Origin of the sequence: Neisseria bergeri, assembly GCA_003044455.1 — a bacterium.
Classification (GTDB): domain Bacteria; phylum Pseudomonadota; class Gammaproteobacteria; order Burkholderiales; family Neisseriaceae; genus Neisseria; species Neisseria bergeri.
The window spans coordinates 50,270-73,785 of record POWY01000010.1 but is presented as its reverse complement, the minus strand read 5'-3'; the positions used below and the strand labels follow the sequence as shown (position 1 = coordinate 73,785).

19 protein-coding genes are annotated in these 23,516 nt (G+C 54.1%); 8 read left to right on the top strand and 11 right to left on the bottom strand.

All coding sequences use genetic code 11. The features are described from left to right. Nucleotides 1–25: 25 nt before the first annotated feature. Nucleotides 26–640, top strand: a complete 615-nt coding sequence (locus DBY86_RS09840; protein ID WP_107819836.1) for a tellurite resistance TerB family protein — start codon at nucleotides 26–28, stop codon at nucleotides 638–640. Nucleotides 641–834: 194 nt separating this feature from the next. Here DBY86_RS09840 and DBY86_RS09835 read toward each other — a convergent pair whose 3' ends face one another. The 3 genes from DBY86_RS09835 to DBY86_RS09825 all read right to left on the bottom strand — a co-directional run bounded on the left by DBY86_RS09835 (nucleotide 835) and on the right by DBY86_RS09825 (nucleotide 4,858). After that, nucleotides 835–2,703 carry an acyltransferase family protein gene (locus tag DBY86_RS09835; RefSeq protein ID WP_107819835.1) on the bottom strand — a complete coding sequence of 623 codons (1,869 nt, stop codon included), beginning with the start codon at nucleotides 2,701–2,703 and terminating at the stop codon, nucleotides 835–837. Between the two features lie 80 nt (nucleotides 2,704–2,783). Beyond that, entirely contained in the window at nucleotides 2,784–4,154 is a 1,371-nt protein-coding gene (gene purB / locus DBY86_RS09830) for an adenylosuccinate lyase (protein WP_107819834.1), read from the bottom strand. 71 nt (nucleotides 4,155–4,225) lie between these two features. Next, on the bottom strand, nucleotides 4,226–4,858 hold the full coding sequence (locus DBY86_RS09825; RefSeq protein ID WP_107819833.1) for an LOG family protein: 633 nt from the start codon (nucleotides 4,856–4,858) through the stop codon (nucleotides 4,226–4,228). 154 nt (nucleotides 4,859–5,012) lie between these two features. Here DBY86_RS09825 and DBY86_RS09815 point away from each other — a divergent pair, with 154 nt between their 5' ends. Next, nucleotides 5,013–6,893 (top strand): ribonuclease R family protein, encoded by a 1,881-nt coding sequence (locus tag DBY86_RS09815; protein ID WP_107819832.1) that lies wholly within the window; start codon nucleotides 5,013–5,015, stop codon nucleotides 6,891–6,893. 513 nt (nucleotides 6,894–7,406) lie between these two features. Here the strand turns inward: DBY86_RS09815 and DBY86_RS09805 are convergent. The 3 genes from DBY86_RS09805 to DBY86_RS09795 form a co-directional block, all read right to left on the bottom strand. Further along, nucleotides 7,407–7,619, bottom strand: a complete 213-nt coding sequence (locus DBY86_RS09805) for a YadA C-terminal domain-containing protein (RefSeq protein WP_003712306.1) — start codon at nucleotides 7,617–7,619, stop codon at nucleotides 7,407–7,409. A 935-nt stretch (nucleotides 7,620–8,554) separates the two neighbouring features. Beyond that, complete coding sequence (locus tag DBY86_RS09800; protein ID WP_107819830.1) at nucleotides 8,555–9,556, bottom strand: peptidylprolyl isomerase; 1,002 nt, start codon at nucleotides 9,554–9,556, stop codon at nucleotides 8,555–8,557. A 101-nt stretch (nucleotides 9,557–9,657) separates the two neighbouring features. After that, nucleotides 9,658–12,063, bottom strand: a complete 2,406-nt coding sequence (locus tag DBY86_RS09795) for an LPS-assembly protein LptD (protein WP_107819829.1) — start codon at nucleotides 12,061–12,063, stop codon at nucleotides 9,658–9,660. 69 nt (nucleotides 12,064–12,132) lie between these two features. Between DBY86_RS09795 and amgK the strand changes: the two genes are divergently transcribed. After that, nucleotides 12,133–13,137 carry an N-acetylmuramate/N-acetylglucosamine kinase AmgK gene (gene amgK, locus DBY86_RS09790; RefSeq protein WP_107819828.1) on the top strand — a complete coding sequence of 335 codons (1,005 nt, stop codon included), beginning with the start codon at nucleotides 12,133–12,135 and terminating at the stop codon, nucleotides 13,135–13,137. A gap of 80 nt (nucleotides 13,138–13,217) precedes the next feature. Here amgK and DBY86_RS09785 read toward each other — a convergent pair whose 3' ends face one another. After that, nucleotides 13,218–13,916 (bottom strand): thiol:disulfide interchange protein DsbA/DsbL, encoded by a 699-nt coding sequence (locus DBY86_RS09785; RefSeq protein ID WP_107819827.1) that lies wholly within the window; start codon nucleotides 13,914–13,916, stop codon nucleotides 13,218–13,220. Nucleotides 13,917–13,946: 30 nt separating this feature from the next. On the opposite strand from DBY86_RS09785, the gene DBY86_RS09780 reads away from it, so the two are divergent. The 5 genes from DBY86_RS09780 to recQ all read left to right on the top strand — a co-directional run bounded on the left by DBY86_RS09780 (nucleotide 13,947) and on the right by recQ (nucleotide 19,992). Next, a complete protein-coding gene (locus DBY86_RS09780; RefSeq protein WP_033913749.1) occupies nucleotides 13,947–14,135 on the top strand; it encodes a hypothetical protein in 189 nt (62 codons plus the stop codon). Further along, entirely contained in the window at nucleotides 14,135–15,673 is a 1,539-nt protein-coding gene (gene murJ, locus DBY86_RS09775; RefSeq protein WP_107819826.1) for a murein biosynthesis integral membrane protein MurJ, read from the top strand. The genes DBY86_RS09780 and murJ overlap by 1 nt, the downstream gene beginning before the upstream one ends. Before the next feature lie 132 nt (nucleotides 15,674–15,805). Next, a complete protein-coding gene (locus DBY86_RS09770) occupies nucleotides 15,806–16,762 on the top strand; it encodes a YheT family hydrolase (protein WP_107819850.1) in 957 nt (318 codons plus the stop codon). A 48-nt stretch (nucleotides 16,763–16,810) separates the two neighbouring features. Then, nucleotides 16,811–17,593 carry an indole-3-glycerol phosphate synthase TrpC gene (trpC, locus tag DBY86_RS09765; RefSeq protein ID WP_107819825.1) on the top strand — a complete coding sequence of 261 codons (783 nt, stop codon included), beginning with the start codon at nucleotides 16,811–16,813 and terminating at the stop codon, nucleotides 17,591–17,593. A 62-nt stretch (nucleotides 17,594–17,655) separates the two neighbouring features. Then, nucleotides 17,656–19,992 (top strand): DNA helicase RecQ, encoded by a 2,337-nt coding sequence (gene recQ, locus DBY86_RS09760; RefSeq protein ID WP_107819824.1) that lies wholly within the window; start codon nucleotides 17,656–17,658, stop codon nucleotides 19,990–19,992. Here recQ and DBY86_RS09755 read toward each other — a convergent pair. The 4 genes from DBY86_RS09755 to DBY86_RS09735 form a co-directional block, all read right to left on the bottom strand. Beyond that, nucleotides 19,973–20,500 carry a hypothetical protein gene (locus tag DBY86_RS09755; RefSeq protein ID WP_107819823.1) on the bottom strand — a complete coding sequence of 176 codons (528 nt, stop codon included), beginning with the start codon at nucleotides 20,498–20,500 and terminating at the stop codon, nucleotides 19,973–19,975. The genes recQ and DBY86_RS09755 overlap by 20 nt on opposite strands. 142 nt (nucleotides 20,501–20,642) lie before the next feature. Further along, complete coding sequence (locus tag DBY86_RS09750) at nucleotides 20,643–22,145, bottom strand: gliding motility protein (RefSeq protein WP_234403432.1); 1,503 nt, start codon at nucleotides 22,143–22,145, stop codon at nucleotides 20,643–20,645. A gap of 114 nt (nucleotides 22,146–22,259) precedes the next feature. Beyond that, on the bottom strand, nucleotides 22,260–22,685 hold the full coding sequence (locus DBY86_RS09740; RefSeq protein ID WP_002231633.1) for a hypothetical protein: 426 nt from the start codon (nucleotides 22,683–22,685) through the stop codon (nucleotides 22,260–22,262). Then, nucleotides 22,682–23,515, bottom strand: a complete 834-nt coding sequence (locus DBY86_RS09735) for a methyltransferase (protein ID WP_107819821.1) — start codon at nucleotides 23,513–23,515, stop codon at nucleotides 22,682–22,684. The genes DBY86_RS09740 and DBY86_RS09735 overlap by 4 nt, the downstream gene beginning before the upstream one ends. Nucleotide 23,516 lies beyond the last annotated feature (1 nt).

Genomic DNA, 23,516 nt, shown 5'->3' with positions numbered 1-23,516 from the left:
CTTCCCGCAACAGAAAGGAAAAATCATGAACTTCACCCGGCTGCTCAACCAAGTCTTAAGCACGGTTCAAAAAAAAGGCAACACATTCTCCGACAGCCCGTTCAATTCATTTGGCGGAGGCGCGCTGGTTGCCGGTGTCGCCTCCATGCTGCTGAACGGTAAAAACCGCAAAACCATCACCAAAATCGGTTCGACCGCCGCTTTGGGCTACCTCGCCTACCGGGGCTATCAGATGTGGCAGCAAAACAAAGGGCGGGCAACCGTAACACAAAGCGATTTCCAACCTGCCGTAGAAACTGAAGAAACATACAGCCGCACCGTATTGCGCACCATGATAGCCGCCGCCGCTTCAGACGGCATGATAGACGAAGCCGAACGCCGGACTATCGAACAGGAAAGCGGCACAGGCCCCGAAACTGCCGCATGGCTCGCCGCCGAATACCGCCTTCCCGCAAGCATCGAAGACATCGCCGCCGCCGTCGGCGACGATGAGGCGCTGGCGGCGGAGGCCTATCTGGCGGCAAGACTGGTATGTGCCGATTTGTCGCGAAAAGAAACCGTCTTCCTCGCCCGCCTGTCGCAAGCTTTGAAACTGGATGACAATCTGGTGGAGAGTTTGGAAAGGCAATTGGGGTTTTGATGACACAGCCGGGGAGGGAAAATCATCAAAAAACGGTTATTCCCGACCCCGGCCTCAAAACGGCAAAACATAGTGGATTAACAAAAACCAGTACAGTGTTGCCTCGCCTTGTCCTGATTTAAATTTAATCCACTATAAAAGCCGCCGCCCCGAAGGGCAAACCCGCCAAAGGCAATATCCGACAAGAAGGCAGGCTACTGCAATGCGCCGCCGTGTGAATGCTTGAGCAAGCTTTCGTGTTTGTGAAATTCCCGCCCCATATAATAAGAACCGAAATAGGTCAGGTGGTCTTGGTCGCCGTAAAGATAGCGTCCGTGTATTTCGACCGTGTTTTTGGGCAGGTATTTTTGTGCGTCCACCCAATGCACATTGGGAATATCTTTAACCAAATCAAAGACCGCCTGATTGCTCTTGCCGATGTCGCCCATAGCATGAATGGGGCGGAGGTATTGGTTTGCGGCAAATCTTTTCAATTTTTCCTCCCTCAAGGGCGAACGGCTGATTGATGTGTTGTTTGCAAAAACATAGACGGGTTTGACGGCGGCTATCCTTTTGACGGTTTCCCTGAATCGGGCTTGAAATCCGGGTATCAGGAAGGATTGCGCTTCAAATCTCGGCACGGGCTGGCCGCCCATCCTCAAATCATAGAATTGGGCAATGAAAACGGCTTCGGCCTTTTCAACTTCATCACGGTATTTTCGGCACAACGGGTTGTCTGCCAGCTTCTCATCCACCCAAACCAAACACTCCGAATCGAGGGACAGGATTTTAGCTTTCCACCCTTCCCGGCTGCCGACATAATCCAGAAAACCCCGCAGGTGTCCGGCGTGCGAATCGCCGAGGGTCAGGACGGTTTCCGGGTAATGATTTTCCGCAGCAAGGGGCGCGCCGGGCAGCGGGCGGAGGTGTTCCTGTTTCAATATCCCCCTTGCGTACAGGTTATAGCCGACAAGTATCAGGGACGGGGCGAGATAGAGGCAGAAAAATGCCTTTTTGAAGGTCATCTTCCGTTTTCTAAGCGGCTGTTCAATCAAATAATAGCTCAACAGGGAAAATCCGACCGTCAATGCGGCAACCGCCGATACGGCAGGCAGTCCGAGCTGTTTGTCGCCTGTAATGTAATGGGCGAAGGCAATAAAAATCCAATGGTACAGGTATAGGGAATAAGAGATTTTGCCGACAAATACGATGGGGCTTGCCGACAGGATGCGGGTCGGAAGCGTCCCGTATTGCATACTCCGGATAAGCAGCGCCGTCAGCAGGCAGGGAAGGAGCAGGGTCATTCCCGGGATAAACGGATTGTGTTTGTCAATCACGAACAGGCAGGCAAGCAATGCGCCGAAGCAGAGTGATGAAAGCAACTGCCGTTTTCCATTTGCTGTTTGCCGTCTGCCGTTTTGCGTTTGCCCGTAAACCGCCAGCAGCGAACCTGCCAACAGCTCGGGAAACCTCAGTGTCGAAAGGTAATAAGTATTGGGTTGGTTGAGGATGTCGGTATAAAACCCGCTTGGCAAAAACGATGAGGCAGTCAAAATCAAAAACAGGATGATGCTGATGTGGCACAACACCCGTAGCGATTTGGTTTTTTTGCAGCAAAATATCAGCAAAAGAGGATACAGGAGGTAATACTGTTCCTCTACCGCCAAAGACCAGATATGCAGTACGGGGTTCTCGTCGGCACTCAAATCGAAATACCCCTGCTGAAACCCCAGATAAATATTGGACAAGAAAACCGCAGAAAGCTCCACGGTTTTCCGCATTTGGTTGAAATCTTCGTAAAGGAAGATTTGAGAGGCAATCACCGAAGCCAGCGACACGGCCGCAATAAAGGCAGGGTAAATCCGCTTAATCCTGCGGGTATAAAAATCCCGGAAAGAAAAAGAACCGTTCTGTATTTCAGAAAGAATGATGCCGGTAATGAGGAATCCCGAGATGACAAAGAAAATGTCCACCCCCAAAAACCCTCCGGGCAGCCAGCGGTTATCCAGGTGGAAAATAATGACGGATAGCACGGCAACGGCCCGCAATCCGTCAATTTCAGGCCTGTATCGGACAGCTTGCATAAATATCGCCCCCGTATGTCCCGTTATCTTAAAAATGCCGTCTGAACGCGCGTTCAGACGGCATCGGTTTCAGTAAATGCTCAAATCCGTTTCGCCAACGCTTCAGCCTTGCCCACATACAGCGCGGGGGTCAGCTCAAGCAATTTGGCTTTGGCTTCGGCAGGGATTTCCAGCGATCCGATAAAGCCTTTCAGCACTTCGGGCGTGATGCCGCCTTTGCCGCGCGTCAGGTCTTTCAGTTTTTCGTAAGGATTGGCGACACCGTAACGGCGCATCACGGTTTGAATCGGCTCGGCGAGCAGCTCCCAAGTGGCATCCAAATCGGCGGCAAGCGCGGCAGGGTTGGGTTCGAGCTTGTTCAGGCCGCGCAGGTGGGCGGCGAAACCCAACACGGCATAGCCCACGCCCACGCCCATATTGCGCAGGACGGTGCTGTCGGTCAGGTCGCGCTGCCAGCGGGAAATCGGCAGTTTTTCCGCCAAAAAGCCCAATACGGCGTTGGCCATACCGAGGTTGCCTTCGGAGTTTTCAAAGTCGATGGGGTTGACTTTGTGCGGCATCGTGGAAGAGCCGACTTCGCCCGCTTTGACTTTTTGTTTGAAGTAACCCAATGAAATATAACCCCAAACATCGCGGTTGAAGTCGATGAGAATCGTGTTGATGCGGCTGAGGGTTTGGAAAAACTCCGCCATATAGTCATGCGGCTCGATTTGGATGGTGTAGGGGTTGAAGGTCAGACCGAGACTGATTTCGACGAAGTTGCGGCAGTGTGCTTCCCAATCCACATCGGGATAGGCGACCATGTGGGCGTTGTAGTTGCCGACCGCGCCGTTAATTTTGCCGAGGAATTCTTGCGCTTGCAGGTTTTTGAACTGGCGTTGCAGGCGGTACACGACATTGGCGGTTTCTTTGCCCAAAGTGGTCGGCGTGGCAGGCTGGCCGTGGGTGCGGCTCATCATCGGGACGGCGGCAAGATCGTGCGCCATAGCGGTGAGTTTGCCGATAATTTCGGCAAGTTTGGGCAGGATGACGGTTTCGCGCGCCTCTTGCAGCATCAGGGCGTGGGACAGGTTGTTGATGTCTTCGCTGGTGCAGGCGAAGTGGATGAACTCGCTCACGGCGGCGACTTCCGGCACTTCGGCAAAACGTTTTTTCAGCCAATATTCGATGGCTTTGACATCGTGATTGGTGGTAGCCTCGATGGCTTTGACGGCGGCCGCGTCTTCCAATGAAAAGTTTTCGATGACTTTGTCGATTTCGGCAAGCGTTTCGGCACTGAAGGGCGGCACTTCGGCAACCTTCGGCTCGGCGGCGAGGGCTTTGAGCCAGTTTAATTCGACTTTGACGCGCGCCTTCATCAGGCCGTACTCTGAAAAAATCGGGCGCAATGCCTCAACGGATTGGGCATAACGGCCGTCTAAAGGGGAAAGCGAGGCGATGGGGTTGATCATATCGGCATCCTGTTCGGAAAAGACATCAAAAATTGTTAAATTGTTTGCAATTATACATCACTCTCAGGACGCTATGCCGTCTGAAGCCCGTGTTCCGACAGATACGCAACGATTTCGTCTTCGTCGTCCGATATGGCGAACAAAGAAGCGGCCCCTTCGGAAATCAGACCGCGCGCCAAAAGCTGCGCGTTCACCCACTCCGCCAGACCCGACCAAAATGCCTTTCCGACCAAAACGACCGGACGCGGCGGCACTTTGCCCGTCTGCACCAAGGTCAGGATTTCAAACAATTCGTCCAGCGTCCCGAAGCCGCCCGGCATCACGACATAAGCTTGGGAATAGCGGAAAAACACCGCCTTGCGTTCGGCAAAACGGGAAAACCGCAAGGCGATGTCCTGATACGGATTCGGCTTCTGCTCGTGCGGCAGGACGATGTTCAGCCCCACCGAAACCGATTTTCCGGCAAACGCGCCCTTGTTTGCCGCCTCCATAATCCCCGGTCCCCCGCCCGAAATGACGGCAATGCCCGAATCCGACAGCCGCCGCGCCAGACGGCAGGCGAACGCATAATCTGCATGATTCTGCGGCGTGCGCGCGCTGCCGAAGATACTGACTGCCGGAAACACGCCCGCCAACGCCTCTTCCGCCTGCCTGCGTTCGGCATCATAACGTGCCTGTTCCGACACATGGTTTACATTCTCCATTCCGTCCTCCGTTCAAAAACGGCGATTGTACCCCGTCAAAAACGCAACGCAAGCACCGCAAAGCCGCACCCGCCTTCCCACAACCTTTTTCAGACGGCATTTTCGGTAATCTGCTAAAATCGCCCGCTTGAGTTTCCACAGAAAAATCCGAAAAATGAATATTTTTTACGAAGAGTCCGGCCAATTCAAAGTCGCCGCCGTCGTCCAAAAAAACGATGCCACCTACCAAGTCGATACCCAACACGGCAAACGCACCAAAGTGAAGGCAAATAATGTCTTTGCCGAGTTTGACGGCGATATGGCGGCGTTTTTGGAGAACGCGCAGGCGCAGGCAGCGGACATCGACACCGATTTATTGTGGGAAGTATGCGGCGAAGAGGAGTTTACCGCCGAAGCGATTGCCGAAGAATATTACGGCCATGCGCCGACCAAAACCGAGCTAGCGGCGACCTTGATTGCGCTTTACGCCGCGCCGATGTATTTCTACAAAAAAGCCAAAGGCGTGTTCAAAGCCGCGCCTGAAGAAACTTTGAAACAAGCGCTTGCCGCCATCGAACGCAAAAAACAGCAAGACGCGCAAATCGACGCTTGGGCGGAAGCCTTGAAACGCGGTGAGATGCCGTCTGAAATCGCGGCGGATTTGAAAACCATCCTGCACGCGCCCGACAAGCAGTCGCTGACCTATAAAGCCTTTACCAAAGCCGCCGATGCGCTGAAAACCTCCGCCTACGAATTGGCGAAAAAAACGGGCGGCATTACGTCCATTCCCCAATATCTGCAAGACGGGTTTGAAATCAAATGCTTCCCCAAAGGAACAGGTTTCCCCTACCTTCCGCTTCCCGAAATGCCCGACTTGCCCAAAGCCGACGTTACTGCCTTTTCCATTGACGACGAATCGACCACCGAAGTCGATGATGCTTTGAGCCTGACCGACTTGGGCAACGGCATGAAGCGCGTCGGCATCCACATTGCCGCGCCGTCGCTTGCCGTTAAACCGGGCGACAAAATGGAAAAAAACATCATGGAACGCTTGAGCACGGTTTATTTCCCCGGCGGCAAAATCACCATGCTGCCCGAAAACTGGATTGCCGCGTTCAGCCTTGATGCGGGCGCGTACCGCCCTGCCGTCAGCATTTATTTCGATGTGGACAGCGAGTTCAACGTCGGCGCGCCAACCTGCAAAATCGAAGCGGTCAACATCGCCGAAAACCTGCGCATTCAAGCCATTGAGCCGCATTTCAACGCTGAAACCGGCTTGGACGAAGCAGGCGAAATGATGTTTGCCCACCATCAAGACCTGATTTGGTTCTATCAATTCGCCATCGCCCTGCAAAAAGCGCGCGGCAAATACGAACCCGACCGTGCGCCGCAATACGATTACAGCATCGAATTGGATGAAGAAGGCAACGTATCCGTCGTCCGCCGCGAACGCGGTTCGCCCATCGATACGCTGGTCAGCGAGATGATGATTCTTGCCAACAGCACTTGGGCGCAAATGCTGGACGAAAACGAGCTGCCCGGCCTATTCCGCGTCCAACCGGCAGGCAAAGTGCGCATGAGCACCAAATCCGAACCGCACATCGGCATGGGCGTGCAGCATTACGGCTGGTTTACCTCGCCGCTGCGCCGCGCCGCCGACTACATCAACCAAAAGCAACTCATCAGCCTGATCGACGACTCCGCCGAACCACTGTATCAAAAAAGCGATGCCGAGCTTTTCGCCGCCCTGCGCGACTTCGATGCCGCCTATACCGCCTACGCCGACTTCCAACGCCAAATGGAAGCCTACTGGAGCCTGGTTTACCTGCAACAGCAAGGCATCAGCGAACTGACCGCGACGATTCTGAAAGAAGACCTCGTCCGCATCGAGGGGCTGCCGCTGGTAACGCGCGCGACCGGTATTCCGTTTGACGCGCTGCCCAAATCGCAGGCATTGTTCAAAATCACTGAATTGGATGCCGAGAAGCAGTTTACCTCGCTCAACTACATCAAGGCAGTCGCACCCGCGGGTACAACGGCAGGCAATGCCGTCTGAAGACCGATACGGCAAATTCCCACAAAAACAGAAACCCAAATCTCATCATTCCCACAGTCGGGAATCCGGTTTTTTGGGTTTCCGTTGTTTTTGCGTTTCAGTGAACTTCCAAACCGCCATTCCCGATAAATACCCGCAATCTAAAATCCCGTCATTCCCGCACAGGTGGGAATCTAGGTCTGTCCGCACGGGAACTTATGCGCCGTCATTCCCGCGACGGCGGGAATCCAGACCCTTCGGCACAGAAACTTATCGGATAAAACGGTTTCTTTAGATTCTACGTCCTAGATTCCCGCTTGAGCGGGAATGACGGCGGAGAGATGATTATGATTTCGGATAATGCCGTGATTTTGAAGTTTTGAAATGACAAGATAGGTATTGCCGATTTCCGTCATATCTGCCGATTTCGTGCGTCAAAATGCCGTCTGAAGCCTGTTTCAGGTTTCAGACGGCATTGCCTGCACGCTTACCGTTTAATAAGCGTATGTTTTACCGCTAAATATTTAGAGGCACTTACCATTCGAAATTGACACCGGCGTGATAAGCCGCACCGCCGCCGGGTGCAAAGGCAAATCCTGCTTTTGTTGCAAATTTTTCGTTGTAACGGTAACCGACACCGACGGCAAATGCGGATTGCGACCGATAACCGCCCACAGCGGCGGTAACGTTTGCCTTGCCGACAGAGTAGGGTTGGAATAAACCGCTTAACGCAGCTTGTGCCGCCAAACCGCGTTTCAGTTTTTTGTTTTCAGCATCTGCCGTTTTTCCGTCATTTGTTGCAACAACCGCAGTCTCATCAGAATTCGTCGCTGCAAGCGAGTAGCTAGAAACTACCCCCCCCCGCGATTACCAGCAGGGAAAGCACTGACGGTGCCAATAATTTTTTCATCATTAAAATTCCTATGTTTAATATGATACAAAGCGTGAAATTACGATTAATCTGCCATTTTCCAGCTTATGCGGAAAATATGCTTCCCAACCGTAAGCCTGCATTATAAAACAATAACATTCAACTGCTTAATAATTTTCGCAGATTCAAGGAAAAAATCCTGACTCCTTACTTCTGCCTTCTTTGTTTCATCATTCCCCGGCAGGCGCGGATTTGGTTTTTGCGTTTCAGTTGCTTTTAGGTTTCAGGCAACCTTTAAATCATCATTCCCGATAAATACCCGCAATCTAAAATCCCGTCATTCCTGCGCAGATAGGAATCTAGGTTTGTCCTCACCGAAACCGATATGCCGTCATTCCCGCGAAGGCGGGAATCCAGACCGTTCGGTACAGAAACTATCAGATAAAACGGTTTCTTTAGATTCTACATCCTAGATTCCCGCCCGCGCGGGAATGACGATGGAAAGATTGTTGTTGCTTCGGATAAATCTCTGCGGTTTTTAATAACCGGATTCCCGCCTGCGCGGGAATGACGGCATAGGGGTTTCTGTTTTCCCGATAAATTACCACAACCCAAAATCCCGTCATTCCCGCTTTCGCGAGAATCCAGACTTTTAAACTCCAGCCATTCCCGATAAATTCCTGTTACTTTTCGTTTCTAGATTCCCGCTTTCGCGGGAATGACGAATGACGGTGTAAAAGTAACTCGAAATCCAAAAAGCCATACCGCCCGGATTTTTGCCGATCGGTATGGCTTTTTGATTCAAACTGTTTCAGCGGATGTCGACATACGCGCCAGAATGCAGGTCGCGCAACAGGTCGGCGGTCGCACGCTCCGCCTTCTGTTGGAAAATATACTGGCGCACGGCGTTGCGGACGCGTTCCTGAGGCGTGCCCGCCTCGCGTACTTCGTTCAGCTTGATGATGTGCCAGCCGAACTGGGTGCGTACGGGCGCGCCAACCTGGCCGGGTTTGAGCTTGTGGATGGCCTCTTCAAAGGCGGGAACCATCACGCCGTCGGCAAACCAGCCCAAATCGCCTCCGTTACCCGCGCTTGCGTCTTGGGAATATCGGCGTGCCAAACCTGCGAAATCCGTGCCGTTGCGAGCCTCTCCGTAGATTTTGCGGATGGTGCTTTCTGCACCGACGGCGGCGTTTTCGCTGTCGGCCTTAATCAGGATGTGTTGGGCGCGGTATTGGCGCATCGGCTCGCCTTCGGGCAGGGTAACGCCTTGTTTTTGCGCCTGCTCGAGGAAGGCATCAATTTCAGCTTCGCTCACGCGGCTGTTTTGCATCACTGCCTGCTGGCGGACTTTTTCGGCAATGATGTTGTCGGCAAGCTCGCGGCGTTGGGCGGGGCTGAGGTTTTTGAGGGCGGGATTTTGTGCGACGACGGCATCGATTTCGGCTTCGGTCGCTTGGATATTGCGGCGTTTGCCCGCCTGTACAATCAGGGATTGGTTGACAAGCTGCATCAGCACCTGTCTAGACAGCTCGGATTCGCTTATCTGTGCGTCTTTGGGCAGGGTGGCTTCGGCTTCGGCAACGGCTTCGGCAAGCCGGCGGTTGGTGATGACTTCGTTGTCGGCAACGGCGGCAATGCCGTCTGAAAAGCGGATACCGCCCTGCTGTTGTGCGGGTGCGGCTTCTTTTTGCGCCGTGGCGGCAGCTTTGACCGCTTTGGCAGGTGCGGTTTTTGCCTTTTGCGGTGCGGCGTGGACATCGGCTGCTGCCAGCAATGCGGCGGCAATCATCAGGGCTTTGATTTTCATCATTCTTTCCTTATCTTTTGAATCCTGCCTTTGATGGCGGGTTTGGGGTTGTCGGTGGAATGCCGTCTTGTGCAGGAACGGTGCTCCTGCCGGGTTTCCGACGGTCAGGGGCGTTTGTTGCGTCCGGCGGAAAGAGAGTGGGCGGGGATGTAGCCGGGAACGGCGACATCCATCCTGTCTGCGGGGTTTTTGCCGACATTGCTCAAGTCTTTTAATTGCAGGGTGAGGAAGACGGCGTTTTTGTAGGTGTTTTCGCCGGTAACGTAACGTTGGGCGTACACGCCCGCGCCCCAGCAGCCGCAACTGCTTTTGTATTCTGCACCGGCAAGCATTTCTATCGGTTTTTTGGCTTCAAAACCGTAGTTGTAGCGGACGACGGCAGACAGGTTGCGCGTCAGCGGCCATTGTGCGGACAGGTCGAGCTGGCTGAGTTTGTCGTAAAAATAGGAACCGTCGGACTTCAGGTAGATTTTTTCGTTGCGCCCGTATTTGTAGCGGGCGTTCAGCACTTTGCCCTGTGCGGGACGGTAACTTGCACCGACGGCGTAGTTCTCGGCGCGTTTGTCGTTTTGGTTGTAGTGGATGCTGCTGTCGAGGATGAAGCGGCTGCCGATGCCGCCGGAGGCGAATGCCACCCAGTCGGAACGGCTGCGCGGGTTTTTGCCGACGCTGCCGTCAAGCATCACCGCATCATCCTTGAAATAGAATTTCTGACCGATGCCGGCGCGGAAACGCTCCTCCCCCGTCGCGCCGTCCAAAATACGGCTCTGCACGGCGGCGGAAAGGCTGTTGGCGGCGTTGATGCGGTCGTTGCCGTAATAGAGGTTTTCGCGGAAGAGCTGCCCGTAGCCGAAACTGCTTTCCGACGAATCGAAATTAGGCAGGTCGTTTTGGGATTTGGCAGGAATGTAGTTGTAGAACAGGCGCGGCTCGAGGGTTTGCAGGACTCCGCCGCCGAACATCCGCGTATTGCGTTCGAAGGTCATGCCGCTGTCGATATTGACGATGGGCAGAGTGCGGCTGACGCGTCGGGCTTCTTGGCTGCTGAAGCGGTTGAGGCTGTAATAGGTGGCGTGCAGTCCGAGTTTGGGACGGACGTAGCCCCAGCTGTTGCTGAAATCCCATTTGATGTCGGGATAGACGACGAGGCGGCTGCCGTCTTGGCGGCTGTCGTGGCTGAAGCGGGTAAATTGTGCGGACACGCCGATTTGCGCCCTGCCTGCGTTTTTATGCCAATCGGCAGAAAGGCGCGGCATCAGGGCATACGGTTTGTCTTTGTAGCCGTTTTGGTTTGCCAGCGTCTGGTATTTTTGTGCCGACAATCCGACGTTCAAAATGCCGCCAGCCGCCTTGCTGCTGTAATCCAGCCATACGCGTCGGTTGAGGTTGACGTTGCCGGCGATTTCTTCGCTGCCGTAAAAGTCGCGGTAGTAGCCTCTGTCGGAGACTTGGTTGAAATCGACACCCGCCTGAAGTGTATCGGAAATATCGTGCCGGTGCTGCCATTTTGCCTGATAGCGGTTGTTCCTGCCGCTTTTCTTATCGTGCGGCAGCCAGGTCAGGTCGGTCTGTCCGCTGTAATCGGGACGCAGGTAGCGGACCTGTCCGTCAAACGTCGCGCCGCGTTCGCCGATAATGCCGGGGGCGAAAGTGGCATCGAAGTTGGGGGCAAGGTTGAAATAATAGGGAACGGAAAGGGAAATGCCGTCTGAACCGGTGGACAGGGAGGGAACGAGCAGACCGCTTTTGCGGTTGCCGTCAAGCGGGAAGTCCGCCCAAGGCGTATAGAAAAGGGGAACGCCTCCGAATACGAACGAGGCATGCTTGGCAACGCCCACACCCTGTTCCTGATCGGCTTCGACGGAAGCGGCCTTGATATACCAGCTGGCATCGCCTGTGGAACAGGTGTTGAATTGGGTTTCCGTCAGTTTGTAATGCCCTTCACCCAACATTTCGGCGGTGCGGCTGACGCTTTGCAGCCGCCGTCCGCCTTGTTCGGTTTCCATACGGACGTTGCGCGCTTCGCCGGTCTGCTGCTCGAGATTGTAGGTCAGGGTTTCGCCCCGAATCAGCGTACCGTCCTGTTGGAGGGCGAACCGGTCGCCTGCGGTAACGGTGTCGCCCGACTGGTCGTAATCCGCCCAATCAGTATTGAGAACTGCGCCGTCCCGTTCGATGATAACGCTTCCTTCCGCGCGCACCTGCACCTGCGACTGTCCTTCCATCCTGTCGGCAACAATGCGCGTATAGTCTTCGGGGATGGATGCTTCGCCGCTGCTCCGGACGGCGGCTTCGGTTCTCTCGGGGCTGCCGCTTTCGTTGCTGCAAAACAGGCAGGTCGAACCGAGGGTCAAATCGGAAGCTTGTACGGATTCGGACGCGCCCTGCGCACCGCCTTCTGCGACACGCCCGTCCGCCTCTTCCGCCGCAACGGTATCGGCGGCGCAATGCGTGCCGAAGCAGAGGCCCAGTGCCAGCACCAGTGGTTTGAGTGAAAATAAACGAGCCAAAATCGCCCCTCAAGTCGGTTTGCCAGTTAGAATAACGTTTATTGTAACCTGAAATGCTTTAGTACTGTTATGCAACGACAAACCGAACTGAAAAATTGGCTTCAGACCGTCTATCCCGACCGCAATTTCGAACTGGCCTTTGCGGCGGCGGATGCTGATTTCCGCCGCTATTTCCGTGCAACGTTTTCAGACGGCAGCAGCGTCGTCTGCATGGATGCGCCGCCCGACAAGATGAGTGTCGCACCTTATTTGAAAGTGCAGAAACTGTTTGACATGGTCAATGTACCGCAGATATTGCACGCGGACACGGATTTGGGGTTTGTGGCATTGAACGACTTGGGCAATACGACGTTTTTAACCGCGATGCTTCAGGAACAGGGCGAAACGGCGCACAAAGCGCTGCTGCTGGAGGCCATCGGCGAGCTGGTCGAATTGCAGAAGGCAAGCCGTGAAGGGGTTTTGCCCGAATATGACCGTGAAACGATGCTGCGCGAAATCAACCTGTTCCCGGAATGGTTTGTCGCAAAAGAATTGGGACGCAAATTAACATTCAAACAACGCCGACTTTGGCAGCAGACTATCGATACGCTGCTGCCGCCCCTGTTGGCGCAGCCCAAAGTCTATGTGCACCGCGACTTTATCGTCCGCAACCTGATGCTGACGCGCGGCAGGCCGGGCGTTTTAGACTTTCAAGACGCGCTTTACGGCCCGATTTCCTACGATTTGGTGTCGCTGTTGCGCGATGCCTTTATCGAATGGGAAGAAGAGTTTGTCTTGGACTTGGTTATCCGCTACTGGGAAAAGGCGCGGGCTGCCGGCCTGCCCGTCCCCGAGACGTTTGACGAGTTTTACCGCTGGTTCGAATGGATGGGCGTGCAGCGGCACTTGAAGGTTGCAGGCATCTTCGCACGCCTGTACTACCGCGACGGCAAAGACAAATACCGTCCCGAAATTCCGCGTTTCTTAAACTATCTGCGCCGCGTATCGCGCCGTTATGCCGAACTTGCCCCACTCTACGCGCTCTTGGTCGAATTGGTCGGCGATGAAGAACTGGAAACGGGTTTCACGTTCTAAGAAACAGCCCTCCGAACGCTTGAAACTAAAAATGCCGTCTGAACCTGAAATCGGGTTCAGACGGCATTTTTCAGATAGGCTTACTGCGCGGCTTTTTGTTCTTCGCGCACTTTGTCCGCCAAAAGGTCGATGGTGTGCATACCGGATTCCCAGTCGGCAAATTCGACTTTATATTTGCCGCCGACGATAACCGTGGGCGTGCCGTCGATTTGGAAGGTTTCGGTCAGCTCCTGCATTTTGTCGGCGCGCGCCTGGCTTTCGGGGGATTCGTAGGCGGCAAGGACTTTTTTGCCGTCAAAGGCGGTTTGTTCGCCCAGCCATTTTTTGAGGACTTCCGGATTTTGCAGCTTGATTTTTTGGTTGACCATCGCATCGAAAATATGGCTGTTCGCCACATCTTTGCTGTCGGCGGCAGCCATATCGACGGCGGCGGCGAGGCGTGCCAGCGGCAGCATTTCTTTCTGCCAGACGACGTGCTCGGTACGCAGGTACATATCGTCTTTAAAAGACTTAGCGTGTTTGCTCAAAACAGGTTCGAGGTGGGCGCAGTGCGGGCAGAAGTAGCCGAAAAATTCGAGCACTTCGACTTTGCCTGCCTGCTGTTGCGGAATCGGGTTGGCAAGGACGGTGTAGTTTTGCCCTTCGACCAGTCCGGCGGGGGCGGCGGCTGCCGAAGCGGCAGGCGCGCTGTCGGCGGGGACGCTGGTTTGGACTTTGCTGTCGCACGCGGCAAGGGCGAACAGGGCGGCAACGGCAAGGGCGAGGTGTCTGGATTTCATACGGCTCTCCGTGATGTTGGAAATGGATGATTGGAAATCAATCGGAATCCGGCTATTTTATTGCATTTCCGCGTGTTGATACAGTTTGCCGCCGGAAAAGGAAGCTTTCGTTTCGGGAAACCGCTTCAGACGGCATCAAACCCGATGCCGTCTGAAGCGGTTTCTGTCGTACAATACGCGCCGTTGCCCCAAACGGGTACGACTGTTGAGGAACAATGATGAATATGCTGGGAGCTTTGGCAAAAGTCGGCAGCCTGACGATGGTGTCGCGCGTTTTGGGATTTGTGCGCGATACGGTCATTGCGCGCGCATTCGGCGCGGGCATGGCGACGGATGCGTTTTTTGTCGCGTTCAAACTGCCCAACCTGCTTCGCCGCGTGTTTGCGGAAGGGGCGTTTGCCCAAGCGTTCGTGCCGATTTTGGCGGAATACAAGGAAACGCGTTCTAAAGAGGCGACGGAGGCGTTTGTCCGCCACGTTGCAGGGATGCTGTCGTTTGTGCTGATCGTCGTTACCGCGCTGGGCATACTTGCCGCACCTTGGGTGATTTATGTTTCCGCACCCGGTTTTGCCAAAGATGCCGATAAGTTTCAGCTCTCCATCGATTTGCTGCGGATTACGTTCCCCTATATCTTATTGATTTCACTTTCCTCTTTTGTCGGCTCGGTACTCAACTCCTATCATAAATTCAGCATTCCGGCGTTTACGCCCACGTTCCTGAACGTGTCGTTTATCGTATTTGCGCTGTTTTTCGTGCCGTATTTCGATCCGCCCGTTACCGCGCTGGCTTGGGCGGTCTTTGTCGGCGGCATTTTGCAACTCGGCTTCCAACTGCCCTGGCTGGCGAAACTGGGTTTTTTGAAACTGCCCAAACTGAATTTCAAAGATGCGGCGGTCAACCGCGTCATGAAACAGATGGCGCCTGCGATTCTGGGCGTGAGCGTGGCGCAGATTTCTTTGGTTATCAACACGATTTTCGCGTCTTATCTGCAATCGGGCAGCGTTTCATGGATGTATTACGCCGACCGCATGATGGAGCTGCCCAGCGGCGTGCTGGGGGCGGCACTCGGTACGATTTTGCTGCCGACTTTGTCCAAACACTCGGCAAACCAAGATACGGAACAGTTTTCCGCCCTGCTCGACTGGGGTTTGCGCCTGTGCATGCTGCTGACCCTGCCAGCGGCGGTCGGACTGGCGGTGTTGTCGTTCCCGCTGGTGGCAACCTTGTTTATGTACCGCGAATTTACGCTGTTTGACGCGCAGATGACGCAACATGCGCTGATTGCCTATTCTTTCGGTTTAATCGGTTTGATCATGATTAAAGTGTTGGCACCCGGCTTCTATGCGCGGCAAAACATCAAAACGCCCGTCAAAATCGCCGTGTTCACGCTTATCTGCACGCAGTTGATGAACCTCGCCTTTATCGGCCCGTTGAAACACGCCGGACTTTCGCTCGCCATCAGCTTGGGCGCGTGCATCAATGCCGGATTGTTGTTCTTCCTGTTACGCAAACACGGCATTTACCGGCCCGGCAAGGGTTGGGTGGCGTTCTTGGCGAAAATGCTGCTCGCGCTCGCCGTAATGTGCGGAGGACTGTGGGCGGCGCAGGCTTGCCTGCCGTTTGAATGGGCGCACGCCGGCGGAATGCGGAAAGCGGGGCAGCTCTGCATCCTGATTGCCGTCGGCGGCGGACTGTATTTCGCATCTCTGGCGGCTTTGGGCTTCCGTCCGCGCCATTTCAAACGCGTGGAAAGCTGACCGGTGCGCCGCCTTTTGCCGGCAAACGCTTTTTCCACGCCTATATTCGGGCGCGCATCCTCCACGTCCGCACCGGCCGGACGGGCTGCCGCATCATCAATGCCGTCTGAAAAACAAGAAAACCGATACCTTATGATTCTGACACCGCCGGACACGCCCTTTTTCCTCCGCAACGGCAATGCCGACACGATTGCCGCCAAATTCCTGCAACGCCCCACGCCCGTATACCGCCGCGAGCTGCTTCCCGACAGCACGGGTAAAACCAAAGTCGCCTACGACTTTTCAGACGGCATTTCGCCCGACGCGCCGCTGGTCGTGCTGTTTCACGGTTTGGAAGGAAGCAGTGGCAGTCATTACGCGGTCGAACTGATGCTCGCGGTACGCGATCGCGGTTGGAACGGCGCAGTCGTCCATTTCCGCAGCTGCGGCGGCATTGCCAACACCGCCCCGGTGTTCTACCACTTGGGCGATACTGCCGAAATCGCCTTTGCTTTGGACACGCTCGCCGCGCGTTACCGGGAAATATACGCCGTCGGCGTATCGCTGGGCGGCAACGCGCTGGCAAAATATTTGGGCGAACGGGGCGAAAACGCGCTGCCGCAAGCCGCCGCCGCCATCTCCGCACCCGTCGATGCAGAGGCGGCAGGCAGACGCTTCGACAGCGGCATCACGCGGCTGCTCTACACGCGCTACTTCCTCCGTACCCTGATACCCAAAGCACGGTCGCTCCAAGGTTTTCAGACAGCATTTGCCGCAGGGTGCAAAACACTGGGCGAGTTTGACGACCGCTTCACCGCACCGCTGCACGGCTTTGCCGATCGGCACGACTACTACCGCCAAACTTCCTGCAAACCGCTGCTCAAACACGTTGCCAAACCGCTACTACTGCTCAACGCCGCCAACGACCCCTTCCTGCCGCCCGAAGTGCTGCCCCGCGCAGACGAAGTGTCCGAAGCCGTTACCCTGTTCCAACCGGCACACGGTGGCCATGTCGGCTTTGTCAGCAGCACCGGCGGCAGGCTGCACCTGCAATGGCTGCCGCAAACCGTCCTGTCCTATTTCGACAGCTTCCGCACAAACAGTCGTTAACGGTTTGATGCTAATATTCCCTTCCCCCAAACGAATACGGAACCCGATATGACCGACATCCTCAATAAAATCCTTGCCACCAAAGCACAGGAAGTTGCCGCCCAAAAAGCCGCCGTTTCCCCCGAACACATCCGCACGCTTGCCGAAAACGCGCCGCCCGTCCGCAGCTTCATCGATTCGATACGCGGCAAACACCGCCTAAACCTGCCCGCCGTCATTGCCGAAATCAAAAAGGCAAGCCCGAGCAAGGGATTAATCCGCCCCGACTTCCGCCCTGCCGAGATTGCCCGCGCCTATGAAAACGCCGGAGCGGCGTGTTTGTCCGTACTGACCGACGAACCCTATTTCCAAGGTTCGCCCGAATACCTCAAACAGGCGCGCGAAGCCGTATCGCTGCCCGTGCTGCGTAAAGACTTCATCATCGACGAATATCAGGTTTATCAGGCGCGCGCCTGGGGGGCGGATGCCGTCCTGCTGATTGCCGCCGCACTGGAACAGGGACAATTGGAACGCTTTGAAGCGGTAGCGCACGAATTGGGCATGACCGTCCTGCTCGAGCTGCACGACGAAACCGAATTGGAAAAATGCCGCAACCTGACCACGCCGTTGTGGGGTGTAAACAACCGCAACCTGAGGACTTTTGAAGTCTCCCTCGACCAAACCCTGTCGCTGCTGCCCGCGCTGGAAGGCAAAACCGTCGTTACCGAAAGCGGCATTACGGGTAAGGCGGATGTGGAATTTATGCGGGCGCGCGGCGTGCACACCTTCCTGATCGGCGAAACGTTTATGCGTGCCGGCGATATTGAGGCGGAAGTGGGCAAACTCTTCTAAATCCCGATTTCAGACGGCATATTGCCGCCGACCGACCAACACCCTTTACCGGACACGGAACAATGACGCACCGACCCACCGCCAAACAGATTTTGCACGAAGTATTCGGTTATCCCGAATTTCGCGGCAGGCAGGAGGCTATCGTCAATGCTTTGGCAGGCGGCAGGAGTTTGACGGTGCTGATGCCGACGGGCGGCGGCAAGTCTTTGTGTTACCAGATTCCCGCACTGATGCGCGAAGGCGTGGCGGTTGTCGTATCGCCGCTGATTGCGTTGATGAACGACCAAGTGGCCAGCCTGCATGTGGCCGGGATTGAAGCGGCGGCAGTCAACAGCGGCACATCGGCAGACGAAGCGCGCGAGATTGCCGACAAGCTTGCCCAAGGCCGTCTGAAACTGCTTTATGTCGCGCCGGAACGCTTGGTTACCGACCGCTTTTTGCGTTTTCTCGACCAACAAACCGTCAGCCTGTTTGCCATTGATGAGGCGCATTGCGTCAGCCAATGGGGACACGATTTCCGCCCCGAATATCAACAGCTCGGCATGCTTGCCAAACGCTATCCGAACGTCCCGCGCATCGCCCTGACTGCTACCGCCGATGCGGCCACGCGCGCCGACATCAAGCATTATCTGCACTTGGACAATGCGCCCGAATTTGTCTCCAGCTTTGACCGCCCGAATATTTATTATCAGGTTATCGAAAAAAATAATGGTAAAAAACAATTGCTGGATTTCATCCGCAAGCAGATGCATGGGCAAAGCGGCATTGTGTATTGTCTAAGCCGCAAAAAGGTGGAAGATGTGGCGCAGTTTTTGTGTGAAAACGGCTTGGAGGCGATTCCGTATCATGCCGGTTTGAGCATGGACGTGCGCGAGGAAAACCAACGCCGATTTACGCATGAAGACAATATTATTGTGGTGGCGACCGTGGCGTTCGGCATGGGCATAGACAAACCCGACGTGCGCTTTGTCGCCCATCTCGATATGCCCCAGAGTGTCGAACATTTCTATCAGGAATCGGGGCGCGCCGGCCGGGACGGGCTGCCAGCCGTGAGCTGGCTGTGTTACGGTTTGAACGATTGGGTGTTGCTGCGCGAACGGATTGCCGAGGGCAACAGCGACGAGGTGCAAAAGCAAATCGAAATGCAAAAACTCGATGCCATGCTTGCCGTCTGCGAAACCGCCGCCTGCCGCCGCGTACTGCTGCTCAAACATTTCGGCGAAGAATCCGAACCCTGCGGCCATTGCGACAACTGCCTGCATCCGCCTGTGCGGTTTGACGGCACGGTGTTGGTGCAAAAATTACTCAGCTGCGTGTACCGCGCCGGACAACGTTTTGCCGCCGGTTACATCACCAACCTTTTGCGCGGCAAAAGCGACGATTGGATACGCGGCAACCGGCACGAACAACTGTCCACCTTCGGCATCGGTACGGAGTTGTCCGACAAAGAATGGCGCAGCGTCATCCGCCAGTGCATCAGCCTCGGCTACCTCACCGTCAACATTGCCCGATATCAGGCATTGCAACTGACCGAAGCTGCCAAAAAAGTCCTCAAAGGAGAAACCGAAGTGATGCTGCGTCCGCTCAAGCGCGACAAGCCCGCCGTCCGCACCCTCAAAGACAACTGGCTGCGTACCGAACGCGAAGAACGCCTGTGGCAGGCATTGCGCGTTTGGCGTATGAAACAGGCAGAAGCCGAAGGCATCCCCGCCTATATGATTTTCGGCGACAAAACCCTGCGCGACCTTGTCGAAAAAATGCCGCAAGACCTCAACGGTCTGCACGACATCTACGGCTTGGGCGAAGCCAAAACCGAACGTTTCGGACACGGCATCCTCGAAGTCTGCCGCAACGCCGCCGACTTTGGCCGCGACGCGGTCATCCGTCCGCAAACCGAACGCGAACAACAACTGCGTCAAAAACTCGAAGCCTGGCGGTATGAACAGGCAAGGGCGGAAAACTGCGCCCTGCATGCCGTCCTCTCCGACGAAAGCCTTGCCGATATGCTTGCCGTCACGCCCGAAACCGAAACCGACCTCGAAGGCGTGCACGGCTTGGGCAGCGTACGCGCCGCCAAATACGGACGGGACATCCTCGCCGTCTGCCGTCCGTTTTCAGACGGCATCGATGAAACCGCCAAACGCAAACGCCGCCTGATGCGCGCCCTGATTCAATGGTGCAACGAAACGGCAAAACACGAACAGTCCGAACCCTACCGCATTCTCAGCAAAGCCGCCCTGCGCGCCATTGCCGCCAAACAGCCGGAAGGTTTGGCGGAGCTTGCCGCCGTATATGGCGTGGGCGAAGAAAAAGCCGCACGTTACGGTGCGGCGGTGTTGGCGGTGTTGGAACGGAATGCCGTTTCAGATGATTTTCCAGTCAATAATTACAGCGCGTAATACTGCCCAAATTATAACAATTTACCGAACCTCCACGATTCGGAGCCCAATTCTGCATCATCTGCTGATTGTTTATCATCATTTGATTGCTCATATTATTCATCATTACCGCATTATCTCTAAAAGTATTTGCCAAACTGTTGGCAGACTGTTGGATAGTATTACCTAAATTTATCCACGCCTGTTGCCTTTCTTGACTTTCACGTTCAAGACGCTGCTGTTCAAGTATCTGCAATTCAGCTTGATACCTTCGTTGCTGCTCTTCCTGCTGTTGTGCAAAATACTCCTGTTGTTGCTTTAAAAGCTGTTGTCGCAGCATATCGGCTTGCAGTTCAGCATAGAATGCTTGCCGTGCTGTTTCTTCTTTATTTATCCTAACTTGTTTTACTGTCTTCAAATGTTGCTGCCTTGGAATCTTCTTCTCATGTCTGATTGTTGCGGTATAACCGGAACTGCTGCAGACCATCCATCCTAAAATGCCTGCGGTTATCATCTCCTTTTTCAACATCACTCTCTCCAAATCTTGTCTGCAAAAAGAAAAACACAGGTTACATCAATAACCTGTGTTGCATTGTACAATGCAGGCACGAAATACCACGCCAGATAAAATGCCGTCTGAACGCTTCCGTTTCAGACGGCATTGCCTCTATTTAAAAATTCCTGTTTTTATCAAATATTTCAAACAGTTTTTCCTTGTCAGTACAAAATCCCTCCGGTATCAGGTTCAATATCGTTTCCAACGCCTCGGCAATATCTTCCCGTTCTACCGTGTCGATAAAGAGTTTTTTGTCCATTTTGTTGAAACCTCCGGTATAGGCTTTGACCGCCTCTGCCAGCTCCTCTCCTATATTTTCAGGCGGATTGCCGAGCAGTTTGACCACGCCGGCACGGGTTTTCCGGTACAGCTCCGCCGCTTTTTTGGCTTGGCTTTTCGGGATATGCTCCGCGCCGTCCCAATCGCGGAAGGGGTTGTCGAAATTTTGCGCCAGCCATTCGGGTTTTCGGGCTTTTTCTATCCACAGGTCTAGACCGTCTTCCTTCCGTTTCTTATAAAGTTTCTTCACTGCCTTCGCTGCCTCTTCGGGCAGGCTGCTCATCCACAGCCTGTGCAGCTTCGGCAGCCGGTTGGGATGCGGGATGTCGTCCGCGCCGAAACCGAACAAATCTACGGTAGTGAACACTTCCAAATCCTCAAATCCCGATACGGCGGAAAAATTGGCGATATTGCCCGGTTTGCCCCACAGCCGTATGGTTTTGAGCTTGGGATACGTTTCCGACAGGTTTTGCATATCGAAATCGGCAATGCCCATGACGTTGACGGCGGTCAGGTTTTCCAAACCCCGCACTTTGGGAACGCTTTTGCCCACTTCCAAAATCAGACCCGCGCCCTTTTCGGCGGTATAGACCTTGCAGTTTTCCTTGATTTCGCCTTTCAGGTTCAGGCTGTCCAAGCCTTCGTTCAGATAAAGCGATTCCACGCCGGTCATATCGACAGAAAGGTCGGTTATGCGCGTATTGCTGAAATCCAGCACGGTCTGACCGTGGTTTTCCAGACACAATCGGGTGATAAACGGATATTCCTCCAGATATTCATATAGATTTTTATGCCATTTGGTCAGAAACAGCGAAGACAGGCAGGGAAACGTCTTCAGTTCCATCGCGTCTTCAAAATCATCCCAAACATCGCTCAAATTCTGTTTGGATATGCCGTATTCCCGTCCGGCAAACATCACGGTCTTTTTGCTTTTGGCGGCTTTTTTGAATGCCTTTCTCTGTTTTTCGGGTATCTGCTGCCATCTCAACTGACGGTACACGTCGTAGCCGTCGCCCCAAAAAGAGGCATACCGCTGCGTGTCTTCGCCGACCAGCGGCGCGGTATTCCCAACCCGTACATATCCCGTTGGCACGACAGCACTTGCCTTATACATGTGCAGACCGCGTTCCCAATACATAAAGTCTTTGTAAAGCGGTTTCAAATCCGCCAGCTCCGCCGCCCCAAGCGGTTTGTTGCCCTGCCAGTCCAAAGCCAGCAGGGTTGCATGTGTTTTTTTGCCACCATGTTCTTCAACTCGGGTAACCTGGCAGGCAGTGTACTGCTTCAGTCTGATGTTATAGACGCAATATACGTCTCCGGCATCGGCATACATCGGCATTTCCTTTATTTCTATCGGTTTTCACAGACATATGCCGTCTGAAACCTGGAAACGGCTTCAGACGGCTTCAGACGGCATCTGCACATCATCTTATCTAGTACAGCCCCTAAATTTTTATTCATGGAGATTTTCATTTATTAAAAATTCGGGTAAGTTTTTAAACAAAAAAAATTCATCTCCCCAATTAATCATATTCAACACTGATTGGGAAAAAATTAGCCGAAACCCGATTTCATCATCATCAAGATATAGTTTTCTCATTTCCAATAGGTCTTCATCTTTAAGGAAACCAAAAAAATCAAAATCGGTTAAATCGAATATTTTAAGCTCTCCATAACTACCTAAAGATACGTTTTCAGCTTCCTTGTTGATTTCATAAGACAGATTCGGTTCGCTGCCATTACACTTAAATAAAACAGGGATCCCTTCCAAATCAAACTGTATTTCATCGGGACGTTGGACATCAATATCAAGATCCGTTTCGTCATATATGAAGAAAAGCCCCTTTACTGATAAAATCCTTCCATTTAACTCATTCATTTATTTACCCTTATCCCTTCTTTTACTGATGGATTAGTTAAGCCATTCTTCGGAAAAAACTGCACCACGTTCTCCCCTTGCGGCAGCATCAGTTTTTTCACGGCGTGTCCGTACACTGTTTCCAGCGTAATACTCAAACCACCTTCCCGTTCAAATATTGTCCCGACACACGAACGCGCGGCGTTTTCATCGTTCCACGCCATTGCCCGCCAGATGCCCAGCGTGTCCATATCCGCCCAAAACGTTTCCGCCTTTTTGTAATCCAACACCAGCTTCGCCGTATCGGTAACGGGGTCGTAAAAGCCGTTTTCAGCAAGCATATCGCCCAAGTCATGCATATCGGGGAAAAGCGCGCTGCGGCTCTCAATACCGTTTTCTTTCAGACGGCATTTCAGTTCCGCCAAGGTATCTCGCCCGAAGCAGGTGAAAAACAGCAGTCCGTCCGTCTTCAGCGCGCGCGCCCAATTTTGCAGCACGGGAAGGATTTGTTCCGCCGCCAACAGTCCGAGATTCGACCACAACATATCGGCACACGCTTCAGGCAGCGGCGCGGTCGGGGATTGGCAGTGTTGCACCACGCCCTTACCCGTAAACCTTTGCCAAAAACCGCCTTTGCGGGCGGCGGCAGCCGCCGCCAAAAAATCCGCACGGGAATCGTATTCTTCAAATACCGCCTGCGGATAGCGTTTCGCCAGCAGGCTGCGGCTGATGTCCGCATCCGCCCCGGCAAGCAGGATATGCTTGGGCGCGTTGCGGACGAGTGTCAGCCGTTGGTCGGCATGTTCGGCAAGATGGCGGTGAACCTGCCAGCGTGCGTCCTGATGGTTCATC